We start from the raw sequence: 16,291 nt of genomic DNA, 5'->3' as shown, positions 1-16,291 counted from the left end.
GAGACGAGAGTCAGAACCAGGAGCTCTCGCGCACCTCGCGCATCGCGGCGCGGCGGTTCTCCGGACTCAGCCGGGAGAGATAGAGCATACCGTCGAGGTGATCGGTCTCGTGCTGCAGCGCCTGCGCGAGCAGACCGTCGCCTTCGAGCACGATGTCATTCCCGTCGAGGTCGACGCCGGTCACACGAGCCCATGGGTAGCGGATGGCGTCGTGCCACAGACCGGGTACCGACAGGCATCCCTCCCCCACCGGCGACGGCTCACCGCGCACCTCGGCGAGCACGGGATTCAAGACGTAGCCGATGTCGCCGTCGATGTTGTAGCTGAACGCACGGACGCCCACGCCGATCTGGGGTGCGGCGACGCCGGCACGGCCCGGCAGCTCGACGGTGTCGAGGAGGTCCTGGACGAGCGCTCGCGTGCCGTCGTCGACCGTGTCGATCGGGGCGCACACGGCGCGCAGCACGGGGTCGCCGAAGAGGCGGATCTCACGGACCGCCATCAGGCCGTGACCCCCGCACGCAGCCCCTCGACGACGATCGCGGCGAGCTCGCGCGCGGCGGCGCGGGTCTCGGGCTGCAGGTCGCGGAACGAGATGGCGCTGCCCGAGGCGATGTGCGGGTCGTACGGCAGTCGGACGACCGCGCGGACGCGGCTGCGGAAGTGCGCCTCCAGCTGGTCGGCGCGCACCAGCGGGGCACCCGGCCGGGCCGTGTTGAGAACGACCACGGCGGCCCGCACACGATCGGCGTAGCCGTTCGACTCGAGCCAGGTGAGCGTCTCGGACGCGAGCCGCGCCTCGTCGACGCTGAGGCCCGCGACGATGACGAGCTCGTCCGCCTGCTCGAGGGTCGACGCCATCACCGAGTGGACGATGCCGGTGCCGGTGTCGGTCAGGACGACCGAGTAGTAGTGCGCCGCGACCTCGGCGACGTCGCGGTAGTCGGTGTCGCTGAACGCCTCGGACACGTGCGGGTCGGCATCGGATGCCAGGACGTCCAGCCGCGTGTCGTCGCGCGTGACGATCTGGGAGATGTCGTTGAAGCCGTGCACGTCGGCGCGCGCTCGCACGAGGTCGCGCACCGTCTTGCCGCTCGGCCGACCGATCCGCTCGGCGAGCGTGCCGCGATCGGGGTTCGCGTCGACGGCGATGATGCGGTCCTCACGCGCATCCGCGAGGGCCATGCCGAGGAGCGTCGTGACCGTGGTCTTACCCACGCCACCCTTGCGCGAGAGGACCGGCACGAAGCGAGCGCCTCCCGACAGCGGTGCGGCGATGCGGCGGTCGAGGTCCTTGCGCGCCTGCGCGCGCTTACTGTCGCCCAGATGGATGCGGCGGCCCGACAAGGTGTAGACGAGGTGCTGCCAGGCGCCTTCGGGTTCGGGACGCACGACATGCGCCGGGTCGAGCAGGCGATCGGCGGTGAGCAGATCCGAACTCTCGCGGTCGGCCTCGAAGTCGCCCACACGACGCGACTGCAGCGCGATCTCGGACGTGCGCGGGCGCATCCGCTCGTGATGGTCGATCTCTGCAGGGGCGGCGACGCGCACCGGACGGGGGTTGTGGGCGGGCACCGCCACAGCGGCGGCCACCGGTTCGCGCGTGAGCGGCGCGCCTGCCTCCGCGACCGCGTCGGAGGCGCGCGGCGCGACGGGAACGGCCTCGTCCCCGAGTCGCGCGTCTGCCGCGTGCGCCGTCGGGACCTGGTCGGCCGCATCCGCGGACGCGGCGACCTCGACCTGCCCGGCATCGTCGTCGACGAGGTCATCGTGCGCAGGCGCCTCGTGAGCGGGGATCTCGTGCGCCGACGACGGCTCCTCCGCGTCGGCGTCAGGCGCCTCGATCGCGTCTGCGGCGGATGGTTGCGCGGCGTCCTCGACCTGCTCGACCTCCGGCACCTCCTCCTCGGGCGCGTGGCTCGCGTCGGCGGCTGCCTCCGTCACCGTCGCTGCGGCGCGAGGCTCGAGCGTCGCAGGTGCACTGCCCCACTCGACGAGCGACGCGTCGTCGTCGAGCACCACATCGTCGTCGACGAGGTCGTCGTCGACGACGGCCGGGATCATGACGTCGATCTGGGCGGTCGCGCCGTCGACGATGCCGATACCTGTGGTCTCGGCCCCCACGGGGTCTGCGAGGATGCCGTTGTCGGCGTCGTCGCCGCTGTTCTCATTGCGCTCGTGCGCCACGTTCCACACTCCTGATGACTCAGGGACGCCGAGCGCCCCCGCCCCAGGCTAGTCGGCGGGTCGGATGACCAGCAAAAGGTCCCCCGCCTCGACGGATGCCGTCGCGGAGACGGCGAGCCTCTCCACGACCCCGTCGACGGGTGCCGTGATGGCCGCTTCCATCTTCATCGCCTCGATGGATGCCACCGCGTGTCCGGCCTGGACTCGGTCACCGACCTGCGCCTTGAGGGTCACGACGCCCGAGAAGGGCGCGGCGACCTGGCCGGGCCGGGAGGTGTCGGCCTTCTCGACCTGGCGGGATTCGACGGCGATGCTGCGGTCACGCACGAACACGGGTCGCAGCTGGCCGTTGAGGGTCGTCATGACGGTGCGCATACCCGCGGCATCCGGCTCACCGATCGCCTCGAGGCCGACGTAGAGCTGCACGCCGGGATCGATCTCGGCGACGTGCTCCTCGCCGGGCTTGAGACCGTAGAAGTAGTCGGGGGTGCCGAGCGCGGACAGATCGCCGTACGCGGCGCGCATGGCCTCGAACTCGGTGGCCGGCCCCGGGAACAGCAGCCGGTTGAGCGTCTGCCGGCGCGTCGCCGCATCGCCGGCGAGCCCCTCCCGCTCGTCGGGTGTGAGCGCCGGGATCTCGATCGTGACTTCGCGCCCGGCGAGCACCTTGCTACGGAACGGCTCGGGCCATCCGCCCGGCAGATCGCCGAGCTCGCCCGCCATGAAGCCGACGACCGAGTCGGGGATGTCGTACGCCTGCGGATTCTGCTCGAAGTCGGCCGGGTCGGCGTTCGCGGCGACGAGGGCGAGCGCCAGGTCGCCGACGACCTTCGACGACGGGGTCACTTTCGGGATCCGCCCGAGGATCCGGTCGGCGGCCGCATACATGTCCTCGATGCGTTCGAAGTCGTCGGCAAGCCCCAGGGCGATCGCCTGCTGGCGCAGGTTCGACAGCTGTCCACCGGGGATCTCGTGGTGGTACACGCGCCCCGTGGGGCCCGGCAGTCCCGACTCGAACGGCCGGTACAGGTGACGCACGGCCTCCCAGTAGGGCTCCAGCGCGCCGACGGCGTCGAGGTCGAGCCCCGTGTCACGGTCGGTGTGTGCGAGGGCGGCGACGAGGCTCGACAGCGAGGGCTGGCTCGTCGTTCCGGCCAGCGGCGCGGCGGCGGCATCCACCGCATCGGCACCGGCCGCGCTGGCGGCGAGCAGCGTGGCGAGTTGACCGCCCGCGGTGTCGTGGGTGTGCACGTGGACCGGGAGGTCGAACCTCTCGCGGAGCGCTCCGACCAGGCGCGCCGCCGCGGCGGGCCGCAGCAGCCCCGCCATGTCCTTGATCGCGAGGATGTGCGCGCCGCTGTCGACGATGCGCTCCGCCAGCCCCAGGTAGTAGTCGAGCGTGTACAGGGTCTCGGCCGGATCGAGCAGGTCGCCGGTGTAACACAGCGCCACTTCGGCGACGGCCGTGCCGGTCTCGAGCACGGCCGAGATCGCGGGGACCATCTGATCGATGTCGTTGAGGGCGTCGAAGATGCGGAAGATGTCGACGCCGGTCGCCGCCGCCTCCGTCACGAAGGCGTCGGTGACAGCCGTCGGCCGCGGCGTGTAGCCGACCGTGTTCCGACCGCGCAGCAGCATCTGGATCGGGATGTTCGGCATCGCGTCGCGGAGGGCCTCCAGCCGCTCCCACGGATCCTCGGCGAGGAAACGCAACGCGACGTCGTACGTCGCTCCACCCCAGGCCTCGACCGACAGCAGCTGCGGCGTCATGCGGGCCACGTGCGGACCGACCCGGACGAGGTCGCGCGTGCGCACACGGGTCGCCAACAGCGACTGATGCGCGTCGCGGAAGGTCGTCTCGGTCACGGCGAGCGCGGTCTGGGCTCGCAGAGCCTGAGCGAAGCCGGCCGGGCCGAGTTCGCGCAGCAGATCGCGACCGCCGCGCGGCGGCGGCGAGGACAGGTCGATCGCGGGCAGCTTGCTGCCCGGCGACACCGAGAGCGGCTTTTCGCCGTACGGCTGGTTCACCGTCACGTCGGCGAGCCACTTGAGCAGCTTCGTCGCCCGGTCGCGCGACGGGTTGCGCGTCAGCAGCTCGGGGCGCTCGTCGATGAACGAGGTCGACACATCGCCGGCCGTGAACGCCGCGTCGTCGAGGACGGCGCGCAGGAACGGGATGTTCGTCGAGACGCCGCGGATGCGGAACTCGGCCAGCGCCCTGCGGGCGCGGGCGACCGCCGCCGGGAAGTCGCGTCCGCGGCAGGTGAGCTTGGCGAGCATCGAATCGAAGTGCGGGCTGATCTGCGATCCCGCGGCAGTCGTGCCGCCGTCCAGACGAATGCCTGCCCCGCCCGGCGACCGGTAGGTGGTGATCCGCCCCGTGTCGGGCCGGAACCCCTGCGACGGGTCCTCCGTCGTGATGCGGCACTGCAGGGCCGCGCCGCGCAGGTGGATGTCGTTCTGATGCAGGCCGAGATCGGCGAGGGTCTCGCCCGCGGCGATGCGGATCTGGGACTGCACCAGATCGACATCGGTGACCTCTTCGGTGACCGTGTGTTCGACCTGGATGCGGGGGTTCATCTCGATGAACACGACCTCGCCGGTGCGCGGGCCGGCGGTCTCGAGCAGGAACTCCACGGTGCCCGCGTTCACGTAGCCGATCGAGCGCGCGAAGGCGACCGCGTGCGCGTGCAGCGCGTCACGGATCGCAGGATCGAGGTTCGGGGCGGGCGCGATCTCGATGACCTTCTGATGCCGTCGCTGGACGGAGCAGTCGCGCTCGAACAGGTGCACGGTCTCGCCCGCGGCATCCGCGAGCACCTGCACCTCGATGTGGCGGGGACGGATCACGGCCTGCTCGAGGAAGACCCGTCCGTCGCCGAAGGCGGCCGCGGCCTCACGAGAGGCCTCCGCGATCGCGGGCGGCAGCTCCCCCGCGGTCTCGACGCGTCGCATGCCTCGCCCGCCGCCGCCCGCGACGGCCTTGACGAAGATCGGGAATCCGATCTCTTCGGCCTGCGCGACGAGCGCGTCGACGTCGTCGGACGCCTCGGTCGAGCGCAGCACCGGCACGCCCGCGGCGATCGCGTGGTGCTTCGCGGTCACCTTGTTGCCGGCCATCTCGAGTGCCCGGGCGGGCGGCCCGATGAAGACGATGCCGTTCTCGGCGGCGCGGGCCGCGAGCTCGGGATTCTCGGAGAGGAATCCGTAGCCCGGGTAGATCGCGTCGGCTCCCGAGGCCAGTGCCACACGGATGATCTCGTCGACGTCGAGGTAGGCACGGACGGGATGCCCCTGCTCGCCGATCTCGTAGGATTCGTCCGCTTTCTGCCGATGCAGCGACCCGCGGTCCTCCCAGGGGAAGACGGCGACGGTGCGGGCACCGAGCTCGACGGCGGCGCGGAAGGCGCGGATGGCGATCTCGCCACGGTTCGCGACCAGGATCTTTCGGAACATGCTCACCTCTTACGGAGAGACCGGTGCGCGGCGTCGCACGACCGGACGTGCCTGAGTGTCCTCACAGCCTAGGGGACGGTAACGTAGAGCCTCGTGCACGTACTCTCCGTCTCCTCACTCAAGGGGGGGGTCGGCAAGACGACCGTGACGCTCGGGCTCGCCTCCGCGGCTTTCGCCCGCGGCGTCCGGACCCTCGTCGTCGACCTCGACCCGCAATCCGACGTGTCGACGGGGCTGGACATCCAGGTCGCCGGCCGGCTGAACATCGCCGACGTCCTCGCCAATCCCAAAGAGAAGGTCGTCCGCCAGGCGATCACCTCGAGCGGCTGGGCGAAGGTGCACGCCGGAACGATCGACGTCATGATCGGCAGCCCGTCGGCCATCAACTTCGACGGACCGCACCCGAGCGTGCGCGATGTCTGGAAACTCGAAGAGGCGCTCGCGACGATCGAGGCCGACTACGACCTCGTGCTGATCGACTGCGCGCCCTCGCTCAATGCCCTGACGCGCACCGCATGGGCGGCGTCGGATCGCGTCGTCGTCGTCACGGAGCCCGGGCTGTTCTCGGTGGCCGCCGCCGACCGGGCGCTCCGCGCGATCGAGGAGATCCGCCGCGGACTGTCTCCGCGCCTGCAGCCGCTCGGCATCGTCGTCAACCGCGTGCGGCCCCAGTCGATCGAGCACCAGTTCCGCATCAAAGAGCTCCGCGACATGTTCGGCCCCCTCGTCCTCTCGCCCCAGTTGCCCGAGCGCACATCGCTGCAGCAGGCGCAGGGTGCAGCGAAGCCGTTGCACATCTGGCCCGGCGATTCGGCGCAGGAACTCGCCGGCGACTTCGACGCCCTGCTGGATCGCATCATGCGCACCGGCCGTATCACGGCTGGCGAACAGCGCGCCTGACAGCGTTCCTCGGGAGAGGAGCGGGGCGATCGCCCGCGCGGCCCTCGTTACCAGCCGCGCGTGCTCGCCTCGCTCCCCTGCGAGACCGCCCGCGTGTACGCCTCGAGGGCCGTACGCGGTACACAAGCGAGGTCTCACGCAGCATGCTCGCCCGCGAGACTGCCGGTGTGTGCGGTCCGAAGGGCGCATACGTGACATACGCGCGGTTTCGCGGCGCGCAGGCCGGACGGGCCCGCATCGTCGCTCCGGCGCGGAGCGCGAGGCTCAGGCGGACTTGGCGGATCGGCGCGCGGCGAGTTCGTCGACCGGATCCGGCGCCTGCGGGTCGAAATCGACGAGGGTCGACTCGACTTCGTGGAGGACCTTGCCGACGGCGATGCCGAACACGCCCTGCCCCCGGCTGACGAGGTCGATGACCTCGTCGTTGGACGTGCAGAGATACACCGACGCCCCGTCGCTCATCAGGGTCGTGCCGGCGAGATCGCGGATGCCCGAGGCGCGCAGCTGGTCGACGGCGGTGCGGATCTGCTGCAGCGAGATCCCGGTGTCGAGCAGTCGCTTCACGAGCTTCAGGACGAGGATGTCTCGGAAGCCGTAGAGACGCTGCGATCCCGAGCCGCTCGCCCCGCGAACGGTGGGCTGGACGAGCTCGGTGCGAGCCCAGTAGTCGAGCTGGCGGTAGGTGATGCCTGCGGCACGGGCCGCGACCGCCCCGCGGTAGCCGACCTCGTCGTCCATCTGGGGCAATCCGTCGGTGAACAGCAGCTCTGTGGCGAACTGCGCGTCACGGGGCACGTCTCGCGCGCTCATTCTCGCCTCCAGCCGGACTCGGGTGTTCTTCCACGGTAGATCAGGGGGACCCCACCGGCAACGACATCCGCGTCGATCGTCCCGGCGTGTCGCGCACCTCTCACGGCGCGAGACGATCGAGCGCCGACGTGAGGAACACCGCGCGCACCTCGTCCAATCGGCGCAAGAGTTCGGGAGCGAGCTCATGGGCGCGGGCGCGCGAGGACACGTCAGTGCGCCTCAGCAGGGGCGCGAGAGCGCTGGCGACGAGCGCGACCTCGCGTTCGGCGGCCTGGCGCATGCCGCGCACATGACGAGGCTGGATGCCGTGAGCGTCGAGGGCGACGAGAGCCCGAAGCACCGTGAGAGCGCGCTCGTCGTAAGCATCCGATGCGACGACCAGCCCGGCACTGACGGCCTGGTCGAGCAGGGCCGCCGATGCTCCGGCCGCGCCGAGCAGCTCATCGCGGCGATACCGACGCGGAGCCTCGAGGATCGAGGGCGGGACGGAGATCTCGGTCTCGCCGTCATGGGCGTCGAGGTACTCGCGAATGCGCGCGAGCTTGAAATCGTGGTCGCGCTGCAGCACGAGGGCCGTGCGCAGGCGCACGACGTCCGAGGGCGAGAACTTGCGATACCCGGCTTCGGTGCGCAGCGGCGTGACGAGTCCCTGTTCCTCGAGGTAGCGCAGCTTGCTGGCGCTGAGGTCGGGGAACTCGGGCATCAGCCGCGCCAGCACCTGGCCGATGCTCAGGTACCCCGCCGACGCCTGGCGTCCGCGGGGTGCAGCGGCCGGGCTCACGCGCCCGTCACCGACGCGCGGTCAGCGGGCGAGACGAAGAAGTTGAGCCGGAACTTGCCGATGCGCACCTCGGCGCCGTCGTCGAGGACGGCGCGGTCGACCCGCTCGCCGTTGACGTAGGAGCCGTTGAGGGAGCGCTGGTCGATCAGCTCGAAGAATCCGCCGGTGCGCGTGATCTCCGCGTGCCGCCGCGAGACCGTGACGTCGTCGAAGAAGATGTCCGCCTCGGGGTGGCGACCCACGGTCGTCACATCGCTGTCGAGAAGGTAGCGGGCACCGGCGGTCGGCCCCGACCGCACGAGCAGCAACGCCGCACGGGACGGCAGCGCCGCGATCGACTCGAGCTCGGCGTCGGTGAGGTCGCTGCCGAACGGCACGAAGGAGAGGTCGGAGTCGTGACCGAAGGTCTGGGTGGTGTCGACGGAACGCCCGGCATCCGCACCGCGTCGGATGTCCCCGGCGCCGGCCCCGGCGTCGCGATCGTTCTCGTTCACACTGTCCTCCTCTTCGTGTCAGCCTAACGGATCGGCCACGGCCCGGCGTCCCCGATCCCGACCGATCACCGCACCTCGGGACGGCGCGGAGCGGCGACCGGGTCGGGATTGTTGCAGCGTGTGTCGGCGACCGCGCGCCCCCGCCACCGTCGACCTAGCCTGAATCCCAAGCTGCACGGCACCGCCGCGACGGCCCGACTCACGAAGGAGATCCCGTGTCCACGCCGCAGAACCGCTTCACGACCACCCCGGTGCGTCAGGACGCGGTCTGCATGTGCGCGCACGCCGAGCCCTGCTCCTCCTTCGCACCGGGACACGCTCTGCATCTGATCCAGGCGCGGCTGGTCGCCTCGACGCCGACCGAGTGGGTCGACGCGATCGTCCACGCGGTGGACGACGTCGACGGCGCACTCATCCTGCGCACGCTCGACGGACGTGTCCTCCAGCTGTGGAGCGCCGGCGCCGCGACGACCACGACGCCGGGAACGCCCGTCGCCGTGCACGAGCGTTACCACGCACTGTCCGCCGGCGGGCGGCTGTACAACGCCGCCGTCGTCTGATCGAGCGCGAAGAACCCGCCACGGCCTGGCCGTAGCGAGCCGAGCCGCGTCCCTGCGGGTAACCTCAGGCCGCGGCGAGAGCGTCGCGCATGGTCGAGCATGCGTCCATGCACGCCGTGCAGGCATCCGCGCACATCTTGCAGACCGGGCTCATGTCGGCGTGCGCCATGCACTCGTCCATGCACATCTGGCACATCGCGATGCACGCGTCGAGCATGGACATCATGACCGCGGGGGTCATGCCCTGCATCCGCAGCATCGTCCGCATCATCGTGTGACACATGTCGGCGCAGTTCATGCAGGCCGGAGCGCAGTCCATCATCCGACCGTCCATCATCTGCACCGAGCAGACGGTGCAGGCCTGCTCGCAGGCGGCGCACGCGTCCATGCACGCCTGCATCATGGCCATGTCCATCGCGGGCATGCCCTCCATCGACATCATGTCGTCGGTCATCGCGCCCATCATCATCGCGTCCATCACGTACCTCGTTCCGTGTCCAGCCGTCATTGTCGCGGCGGACACCGACTCGAATCCGAGAGACGTACCCGCCTGCTGGGCACGTTACCCCGATCCGCCCGTGCCGTCACGGCTCCTGCGGCGCGCTCAGCCGCATTTCACATGCTCGTCACACGTCCCGTCGGTTCGGGGGCGACGCGTCCACGCCGCGGTTACGCTGAAGAGGATGTCTGCACAGTCCGCTCCCGCCCGCCGTCCCCGCCGACTCTCGTTCCGCACGGCCACCGCCGCCGCCGCCGCCCTGGTCGCACTCGGCGCGCTCACCGTGGCCTCCCCCGCCGCGGCGCACGACGAGCTGCTGGGCACGAGCCCCAAGGCCGACACGGCGGTGGCCGAGCTGCCCGCGGACCTCGTCCTCACCTTCAGTGGCGTGCTGATGGACGAGCCCGGAGCGACCGAGGTCGTCGTGACGGATGCCTCCGGCACCGACCTCACCGACGGCCCGGCCGTCCTCAGCGGCACCCGGCTCACCCAGCCGCTCAACACGCAGGCGGCGCGGCCCGGGCCGGTGACGGTGCGCTGGCGCGTCGTCTCGAGCGACGGGCATCCGATCTCGAACGAGTTCTCGTTCAGCTACGGCGACGGATCCGTCGTGCCGACCGCCTCGCTCACCGCGCAGCCCGACCCGTCATCGACGAACGGCGACTCCGCGTGGGGGTGGCCCGTCGCTGTCGTCGCGATCGTGCTCGTCGGTGCCGGCGGCGCCGTGGTGGCCGTGCTGCTCGCGCGGTCGAGGGGGCGCCGCGAGGACTAGGCTGGGAGCCATGCCTCATTACAACGTCGTCGTCCTCGGTGCCGGCCCCGGTGGCTATGTCGCGGCGGTCCGCGCAGCCCAGCTCGGGCAGTCCGTCGCCATCATCGAAGAGAAGTACTGGGGCGGTGTCTGCCTGAACGTCGGCTGCATCCCCTCGAAGGCTCTCCTGAAGAACGCCGAGATCGCGCACACCCTGACGCACAGAGCCGACTTCTTCGGCATCTCGGGTGAGTTCACGCTGGACTTCGGCAAGGCCTTCGACCGCTCGCGCGTCGTCGCCGACGGTCGCGTCAAGGGCATCCACTACCTGATGAAGAAGAACAAGGTCACCGAGTACGAGGGGCGCGGCTCGTTCACGGGCCCCAAGGCCCTCACGGTGACCAAGAGCGACGGGTCGACCGAAGAGGTCACCTTCGACAACGTCATCATCGCGACCGGTTCGACCGTGCGTCTGCTGCCCGGTGTGACCCTCAGCAAGAACGTCGTGACCTATGAGGAGCAGATCCTCACGCGCGACCTGCCCGGCTCGATCGTCATCGTCGGTGCCGGCGCGATCGGCATGGAGTTCGCCTACGTCCTCACGAACTACGGCGTGAAGGTCACGATCATCGAATTCCTCGACCGGGCGCTCCCCAACGAGGACGCGGATGTCTCCAAGGAGATCGCGAAGCAGTACAAGAACCTCGGCGTCGACATCCTGGTCGGCACCAAGGTCGAGTCGGTCGTCGACTCGGGCGACAAGGTCACGGTGTCCTTCAGCGACAACAAGACCGGTGAGAAGAACCAGATCGAGGCCGACAAGGTCCTCATGTCGATCGGCTTCGCCCCCCGCGTCGAGGGCTTCGGTCTCGAGAACACCGGCGTGAAGCTCACCGAGCGCGGTGCCATCGACATCGACGACCACATGCGCACGAACGTTCCGGGGATCTACGCGATCGGCGACGTCACCGCCAAGCTGCAGCTCGCGCACGTGGCCGAGGCGCAGGGCGTCGTCGCCTCCGAGACGATCGGCGGCGCGGAGACGATGACCCTGGGCGATTACCGCATGATGCCGCGCGCCACGTTCTGCTCGCCGCAGGTCGCCTCGTTCGGCTACACCGAGGCGCAGTACAAGGAGACCGGCCGCGAGTACAAGGTCGCGACGTTCCCGTTCATGGCCAACGGCAAGGCACACGGCCTCGGCGAGCCCGTCGGCTTCGTCAAGCTCATCGCCGACGCCGAGCACCTCGAGCTCGTCGGCGGGCACCTCATCGGCCCCGACGTGTCGGAGCTCCTCCCCGAGCTGACGCTCGCGCAGAAGTGGGACCTCACGGCGCTCGAACTGGCCCGCAACGTGCACACGCACCCGACGCTGTCGGAGGCGCTGCAGGAGGCGTTCCACGGCCTCGCGGGCCACATGATCAACCTCTGAGTTCTCGCGCTCGGACGACTCCGCCCCTGCAGGTGATCACCTGCAGGGGCGGAGTCGTCCGGCGGAAAGGCTCGATTCAGAGGCCGAGCGAGCGTGCGAGCTTGGAATCGGATGCCGCCGGGCGCCCGCCGGCATCGGCGACCGCTGCGGACACCGCGCCCAGAAGCGCGTCGCGCGCGGGCCCGGGTGGGGGCGCGGACGGGCCGAGTTCGAACTCCCACTCCCGCCACGCCGTGTTCGCGCCGCGGCGCTCATCGGTCGCGGTGACGTGATCGTCCACGAACTCGGCCAGCACTCCCCCGTCGTGCCCGAGGAGGACGTAGGCATGCCGCTCGTTGCGGATGCGGGCGAGAGGCGTCAGGTCGGGTGCGCCGGCCGGTGTCACCCCGACGTCGCTCAGGATCGCGGCGACCGCGGCGTCGACATCCGGGGGGACGACGACCGTACCAGCGGGCCCCTCGTCCAGCGGCCAGTGCGATTCGAGGCGTCCGCCGCCCGTGTCCTTGGGGCCCTTGATGTGCCACCCCTCGTCGGGCCCGCCGGTTCTGCGGCGCACGGCATACCCGGCCCGCCCGAGCGCGAGGTCTGGGACATCGAGATACCGTGCGTCGAGATCGCGGATCTCGGGCCCGGTGATCGACGCGACGCCCGGAAGCGTCATCAGCAGCGGGAGCGGTGTGTCCTCGACGACGTCGAAGGTGAGCTCGATCTCGAGCGACGTGGTGGGTTCGTCGCTCACTCGTCGCGACCGTCGGGGTCGGGATCGATGTCGTCCTCGACCTCGACGTAGTGGAACGCGGCTGTCGTCGGCCCGTCGCCCTCGCCGGTGTTCTCCGGCTCTCCCGCACGCTCGTACACGATCTGCGTCTCGCTGTACGGCAGGATCAGCTGCGTCTGGGACTCGTCGTCGAGGGGGATGACCTGCCCGTCGAGCGGGCCTCCGTGCAGTGCTGCGATCGCCATGGGGTACCTCCACGATGGGTGCGGACAAGTAGGCCCAGCCTATCCGCGCGGACCGATTTGCACGTCTGCGACGCGGTGATGCACACTGCCCGGATGACCCCGCGCTCCCCCTCCCTCCGCCACTCTCCGGGAGCGGCGCGATGAAGCCGTTCCTGCTGCTCGCGACGCGTGCCGAGGACGTGCCCGCCGACGAGGAGTACGCACTCTTCCAGCGCTTCACCGGGTTGGACGAGAGCTCTCTCGTCCGCCGGCGACTGGAGGCCGAGCCGCTCGGCCCGGTGGACCTCGACGACTACTCGGGCGTGTTCGTCGGCGGCGGGCCTTTCAACGCGTCCGACCCGATCGAGAAGAAGTCGGCCGTCCAGCAACGGGTCGAATCCGAGATCGCCGCGCTCCTGGTCGACGTGCTGGCCCGCGACTTCCCGTTCTTCGGCGCCTGCTACGGCGTCGGGACGGTCGGCACGGCGCTCGGCGCGACGATCGACGGCACCCATCGGGAGCCGATCAGCGTCGTGGAGGTCTGCCGCACCGAGGCCGGGCGCGCCGATCCCCTGCTCCGCGGCCTTCCCGATCGGTTCACGGCGTTCGTCGGCCACAAAGAGGCGATCACCGTCCTGCCACCCGCGGCGACGCTCCTCGTACGGGGAGAGGCGTGCCCCGTACAGATGTTCCGCGTGGGGCACAACGTCTACGCCACCCAGTTCCACCCGGAATGCGACGTCGAGGGGATCTCCACGCGCATCCGTGCGTACGCGCACCACGGCTACTTCGGCGGCGGCGAGCTCGACCCGACGCTCGCCGCCGTGCGTCGCCTGCCGGTGCCGCACACCGGCGGCATCCTGCGCGCCTTCGTCGAGCGCTACGCGCGCTGACGCGGACGACTCCGGCCCGGCACGCCGAGGCGCACCGGGCCGGAGTCCGCGGTTCAGATCACCGGCGGCGTGTGCCAGATCCGGTCGATGTAGTCGCGCATCGATCGATCCGACGAGAAGAAGCCCGTCCGGGCGACGTTCAGGACGGCGGCGTGCGTCCACGCGTCTTGGTCGGCGTACGCCGCGTCGACGCGCTCCTGCGCGGCGATGTACGAGGAGTAGTCGGCCAGCACCATGAAGCGGTCGTCGTACAGCAGGTTCGACACGATCGGCTCGAACACGCTCCGGTCGCCGCCCGAGAAGGCCCCCGACGCGATGAGGTCCATCGCACGGCGCAGGTTGTCGTCGCCCTGGTAGAACTCCGCCGGCTTGTAGCCGCGCGCCCACAGCGCCTCGACCTCGGGCTCGCTCATGCCAAAGAGGAAGAAGTTCTCGTCGCCGACGAGCTCCCGGATCTCGACGTTGGCCCCATCGTCGGTGCCGATGGTGAGCGCGCCGTTGAGGGCGAACTTCATGTTGCCCGTGCCCGACGCCTCCTTGCCGGCGAGCGAGATCTGCTCCGACAGGTCGGCGGCAGGGATCACGCGCTCGGCGAGGGTGACATTGTAGTTCGGCGGGAACAGCACCTTCAGGCGTCCCTCGACGCGCGGGTCGTCGTTGACGACCGAGCCGACGGCGTTGATCAGGTGGATGATGCGCTTGGCCATCGCATAGCCGGGCGCGGCCTTCGCACCGAAGATGACGGTGCGCGGCTGGATGTCGGATGCCGCGACGCGGCCCGACACGATCGACTCGTACTGGGTCACGATGTGCAGGACCTTGAGCATCTGCCGCTTGTACTCGTGCAGGCGCTTGACCATCACATCGAGCAGGTGGTCGTCGCTGACCTCGAAGCCGTCGCGCGCGTGCAGCACCTGACCGAGCCGTCGCTTGTTCGCGGCCTTGACCGCTGCGAACGCCGCACGGAACTGCGGGTCCTCGGCGTAGGTCTCCAGCTCTCGCAGGCGCTCGAGGTCCGTGACCCAGCCGGGGCCGATCGCCTCGGTGATGAGATCGGACAGCTTCGGGTTGGCGAGCTTCACGAAGCGGCGCGGCGTCACGCCGTTGGTCACGTTCGTGAACTTGTCGGGGAAGAACTCGCTGAAGTCGGGCAGCACCTTGTCGCGCAGCAGCTGGGAGTGGAGCTCCGCGACACCGTTGACCTTCGCACCGGCGACGGTGGCGAGGAAGGCCATCCGGACGCTCCGCTCGGGGAAGTCGCCGATGATCGACATGTTGCGGATGCGCATCTCGTCGTCGCCGAAGCGCTCGCGCACCGCGGCGAGGAACTCCTCGTTGATGCGGTAGATGATCTCCAGGTGCCGCGGCAGCAGCCGCCCGAGCAGGTCGACCGACCACACCTCGAGCGCTTCGGGCAGCAGCGTGTGACACGTGTAGGCGAAGCACTTCTGGGTGATCGCCCACGCGGCATCCCAGTCCATCTTCTTCTCGTCGACGAGCACGCGCATGAGCTCGGGCACGCCGATGACCGGGTGCGTGTCGTTGAGCTGGAAGATGACGCGGTCGGGCAGCTTCGCGAGGTCGAAGTCCGCGGGAAGCGTGTGCTCGAGGAAGTCGCCGATGGATGCCGCGACGAAGAAGTACTGCTGCTGCAGTCGCAGCTCCTTGCCCTGCGGCGTGGAGTCCTCGGGGTAGAGCACCTTGGAGATGTTCTCGGCGTAGGTCTGCGCCCGGACGGCCTCTTCGTAGTCGCCGGAGTTGAAGACGCGCAGATCGAACGAGTCGGTCGCCTTGGCACTCCACAGCCGCAGCGTGTTGACACGGCCGTTGAGGTAGCCGGGCACCATGTAGTTGTACGGCACCGCCTGCACGTACCAGCCCGGAACCCAGCGGGTGCGGGTCGTGCCCTCGTCGTCGTAGGTCTCGGTGTGTCCGCCGAACGAGATGCGGCGGGATGCCTCGGGGTGCGGGAACTCCCACGGCGAGCCGAGCGTGAGCCACGCGTCGGGCTGCTCGACCTGCTGGCCGCCCACGAACGTCTGGCGGAAGATGCCGTACTCGTAGCGGATGCCGTAGCCGGTGTTGGGCACGCCGAGGGTCGCGAGCGAGTCGATGAAGCAGGCGGCGAGACGACCGAGGCCGCCGTTGCCGAGACCGGGCTCGACCTCCTGCGCGCGCAGGTCGTCGATGTCGATGCCGCACGCGGCCATGGCCTCGGTCGCGATCTCCGTGAGGCCGCCCGCGAGCAGGTTGTTGTCGAGCTGACGACCCAGGAGATACTCGGCGGACAGGTAGGCGACACCCTTGGCCTGCGCCTCGCGCTGGCGCTTGACGTCTTCGAGCCAGCGCGCCATGAGGTAGTCGCGCACGGTCATCGCGAACGCGTAGTACCGGTCGGTGGCGCTGGAGACCGACAGGGCGACGCCCCGCTCGTAGTTGAGATTGCGCAGGAACTGTCGGACGAATCCGTCTACGGAACTCGCCGGTCCGGTGACCGGGGCGAGGGCGAGCGGATGGGTCGCGCCGAGCGGGTGCGTCGGGGCGGCGGGCGAGGTGTCGGATGCTGTCACGTAGTCGAAACTACAC

The 16,291-nt window shown here is 70.0% G+C and carries 15 protein-coding genes; 5 read left to right on the top strand and 10 right to left on the bottom strand.

Annotated elements, in window-relative coordinates; all coding sequences use genetic code 11:
• Nucleotides 1-10 precede the first annotated feature (10 nt).
• The 3 genes from def to JOE64_RS05445 are packed head-to-tail and all read right to left on the bottom strand — an operon-like array spanning nt 11 to nt 5,643.
• Complete coding sequence (gene def / locus JOE64_RS05455) at nt 11-502, bottom strand: peptide deformylase (protein ID WP_204963312.1); 492 nt, start codon at nt 500-502, stop codon at nt 11-13.
• Nucleotides 502-2,187, bottom strand: coding sequence for a MinD/ParA family ATP-binding protein (locus tag JOE64_RS05450; RefSeq protein WP_204963311.1), 1,686 nt, complete (start codon nt 2,185-2,187; stop codon nt 502-504). Before JOE64_RS05450 ends, def begins: the two co-directional genes overlap by 1 nt.
• A 48-nt stretch (nt 2,188-2,235) precedes the next feature.
• Nucleotides 2,236-5,643 (bottom strand): pyruvate carboxylase, encoded by a 3,408-nt coding sequence (locus tag JOE64_RS05445; RefSeq protein ID WP_204963310.1) that lies wholly within the window; start codon nt 5,641-5,643, stop codon nt 2,236-2,238.
• 93 nt (nt 5,644-5,736) lie between these two features.
• On the opposite strand from JOE64_RS05445, the gene JOE64_RS05440 reads away from it, so the two are divergent.
• The gene (locus JOE64_RS05440) at nt 5,737-6,543 is read left to right on the top strand and encodes a ParA family protein (RefSeq protein ID WP_204963309.1); all 807 of its coding nucleotides are present in this window, start codon (nt 5,737-5,739) and stop codon (nt 6,541-6,543) included.
• A 264-nt stretch (nt 6,544-6,807) separates the two neighbouring features.
• Here the strand turns inward: JOE64_RS05440 and JOE64_RS05435 are convergent, their stop codons facing one another.
• The 3 genes from JOE64_RS05435 to JOE64_RS05425 form a co-directional block, all read right to left on the bottom strand.
• The gene (locus JOE64_RS05435; RefSeq protein WP_204963308.1) at nt 6,808-7,353 is read right to left on the bottom strand and encodes a MerR family transcriptional regulator; all 546 of its coding nucleotides are present in this window, start codon (nt 7,351-7,353) and stop codon (nt 6,808-6,810) included.
• 100 nt (nt 7,354-7,453) lie between these two features.
• Entirely contained in the window at nt 7,454-8,134 is a 681-nt protein-coding gene (gene ftsR, locus JOE64_RS05430) for a transcriptional regulator FtsR (RefSeq protein ID WP_204963307.1), read from the bottom strand.
• The gene (locus JOE64_RS05425; protein ID WP_204963306.1) at nt 8,131-8,628 is read right to left on the bottom strand and encodes an FHA domain-containing protein; all 498 of its coding nucleotides are present in this window, start codon (nt 8,626-8,628) and stop codon (nt 8,131-8,133) included. The genes ftsR and JOE64_RS05425 overlap by 4 nt, the downstream gene beginning before the upstream one ends.
• Before the next feature lie 215 nt (nt 8,629-8,843).
• Between JOE64_RS05425 and JOE64_RS05420 the strand changes: the two genes are divergently transcribed.
• Complete coding sequence (locus JOE64_RS05420; protein ID WP_204963305.1) at nt 8,844-9,188, top strand: hypothetical protein; 345 nt, start codon at nt 8,844-8,846, stop codon at nt 9,186-9,188.
• Nucleotides 9,189-9,252: 64 nt separating this feature from the next.
• Here JOE64_RS05420 and JOE64_RS05415 read toward each other — a convergent pair whose 3' ends face one another.
• Nucleotides 9,253-9,642 carry a four-helix bundle copper-binding protein gene (locus JOE64_RS05415; protein ID WP_239531711.1) on the bottom strand — a complete coding sequence of 130 codons (390 nt, stop codon included), beginning with the start codon at nt 9,640-9,642 and terminating at the stop codon, nt 9,253-9,255.
• Between the two features lie 229 nt (nt 9,643-9,871).
• Here JOE64_RS05415 and JOE64_RS05410 point away from each other — a divergent pair, with 229 nt between their 5' ends.
• Both JOE64_RS05410 and lpdA read left to right on the top strand, forming a co-directional pair.
• Nucleotides 9,872-10,459, top strand: coding sequence for a copper resistance CopC family protein (locus tag JOE64_RS05410; RefSeq protein ID WP_204963303.1), 588 nt, complete (start codon nt 9,872-9,874; stop codon nt 10,457-10,459).
• Between the two features lie 10 nt (nt 10,460-10,469).
• A complete protein-coding gene (lpdA, locus tag JOE64_RS05405; protein WP_204963302.1) occupies nt 10,470-11,870 on the top strand; it encodes a dihydrolipoyl dehydrogenase in 1,401 nt (466 codons plus the stop codon).
• A gap of 76 nt (nt 11,871-11,946) precedes the next feature.
• Here the strand turns inward: lpdA and JOE64_RS05400 are convergent, their stop codons facing one another.
• Entirely contained in the window at nt 11,947-12,609 is a 663-nt protein-coding gene (locus JOE64_RS05400; protein ID WP_204963301.1) for a CYTH domain-containing protein, read from the bottom strand.
• Nucleotides 12,606-12,833 carry a response regulator gene (locus JOE64_RS05395; protein WP_204963300.1) on the bottom strand — a complete coding sequence of 76 codons (228 nt, stop codon included), beginning with the start codon at nt 12,831-12,833 and terminating at the stop codon, nt 12,606-12,608. Before JOE64_RS05395 ends, JOE64_RS05400 begins: the two co-directional genes overlap by 4 nt.
• 140 nt (nt 12,834-12,973) lie before the next feature.
• On the opposite strand from JOE64_RS05395, the gene JOE64_RS05390 reads away from it, so the two are divergent.
• Complete coding sequence (locus tag JOE64_RS05390; protein WP_204963299.1) at nt 12,974-13,705, top strand: glutamine amidotransferase; 732 nt, start codon at nt 12,974-12,976, stop codon at nt 13,703-13,705.
• Nucleotides 13,706-13,758: 53 nt separating this feature from the next.
• Here JOE64_RS05390 and JOE64_RS05385 read toward each other — a convergent pair whose 3' ends face one another.
• The gene (locus JOE64_RS05385; protein WP_204963298.1) at nt 13,759-16,275 is read right to left on the bottom strand and encodes a glycogen/starch/alpha-glucan phosphorylase; all 2,517 of its coding nucleotides are present in this window, start codon (nt 16,273-16,275) and stop codon (nt 13,759-13,761) included.
• Between the last annotated feature and the right edge of the window lie 16 nt (nt 16,276-16,291).

Source organism: Microbacterium dextranolyticum (genome assembly GCF_016907295.1).
GTDB lineage: Bacteria > Actinomycetota > Actinomycetes > Actinomycetales > Microbacteriaceae > Microbacterium > Microbacterium dextranolyticum.
The sequence above is the reverse complement of the archived record's forward strand: the minus strand, read 5'-3'. Positions and strand labels throughout refer to the sequence as shown.